The 762-nt window shown below is 65.0% G+C and carries 1 protein-coding gene; it reads left to right on the forward strand.

Translation table 11 applies throughout. The annotated features are described in order from the left end of the window. Nucleotides 1-107: 107 nt before the first annotated feature. The coding region (mobQ, locus tag APM_RS19650; protein ID WP_007425135.1) for a MobQ family relaxase at nt 108-762 on the forward strand (655 nt) is incomplete at its 3' end.

Here is a 762-nt window from a genome sequence, read left to right on the forward strand (position 1 = left end):
GCCGCGTGTGTTGCGCAGCAACACGTAACCGCGCACTCAATCCTTTCGTGGTTGTTTAGGACGCCAAAATAGCCTATCCTGATTTCCTCATTCGTCGAGGCTGATCTGTGGCAATCTACCGTTGCGAGATCAAGAATATCAGCCGGGGTCAGGGTCGATCCTGTGTCGCCGCTGCCGCCTATCGGCATCGTACCAGCCTGCACGACCAGCGCCAGGAACTGGACCATGCCTACACCCACAAGGGCGACGTCGAACTCTCCGAGATCGTCGCACCAGAGACCGCACCCGAATGGGTCCATGACCGCGAACGCCTGTGGAATGCCGCCGATGCCGCCGAGAAGCGCAAGGACGCCCGTACCGCCAAGGAAGTGCTGGTCGCCCTCCCGCGCGAACTGAACACCGCCGAACAGGCCGGCCTGGTCCGCGAGTTCGCCCGCGCCGAGTTCACCAGCAAGGGGCTGGTTGCCGATATCGCCATCCACGCCCCCAAGGCTCAGGACGGCGAGACACAGCCTCACGCCCACATCATGCTCACCACCCGCCCCCTCGAGAACGGCAGCTTCGCCAAGGGCAAGGACTACAGCCTCGACAAGCCACCCGGCATCGAGGCCATCCGCGAACAATGGGCCACCCACTGCAATCGGGCGCTCGAGCGCGTCAGAAGCCCCGAACGGGTCGATCACCGCTCCCTCGCCGATCAGCGCCAGGCCGCCCTCGCAGCCGCCGAGAACCCCGCCCAGCCCGAACCCGACCGCATCAGGG

It is taken from the genome of Acidiphilium sp. PM (genome assembly GCF_000219295.1).
GTDB lineage: Bacteria > Pseudomonadota > Alphaproteobacteria > Acetobacterales > Acetobacteraceae > Acidiphilium > Acidiphilium multivorum.